The sequence below is a fragment of the Hydrogenoanaerobacterium saccharovorans genome, from assembly GCF_016901815.1.
Lineage (GTDB): Bacteria > Bacillota > Clostridia > Oscillospirales > Ruminococcaceae > Avimicrobium > Avimicrobium caecorum.
Window position 1 is genome coordinate 1 of sequence record NZ_JACSNR010000048.1, and the last position, 303, is coordinate 303.

A 303-nucleotide genomic window follows, 5' to 3' on the forward strand; every position below is an offset into this window, starting at 1 on the left:
CGGAGGGTTTGCTGCCCGGCGCAAACTGTGCCAGCAGCTCCCGGAGGAAGGCGGCAGCGGCGGTGAGGTATTCCTCCTCATTGCGCCCGATGGCGTCCCGGGGCGTGCCTGAATTGTCCGGCGGATTGCCGATGCGCTCCCGGAGGAATTCCCCCAGGGTGGGGCGTTCCGGCTCCTCTGGTGCGGCATCGGAACTGTCCGGGCCGGGCTCGGTGCTCTCCCCGGAGGGTTTGCTGCCCGGCGCAAACTGTGCCAGCAGCTCCCGGAGGAAGGCGGCAGCGGCGGTGAGGTATTCCTCCTCAT

Annotated in this window: 1 protein-coding gene; it reads right to left on the reverse strand. The window is 69.0% G+C overall.

Annotated elements, in window-relative coordinates; all coding sequences use genetic code 11:
* Nucleotides 1-303, reverse strand: a 303-nt coding sequence (locus H9X81_RS11635; RefSeq protein WP_204722186.1) for a hypothetical protein, incomplete at both ends; no start/stop codon positions are given.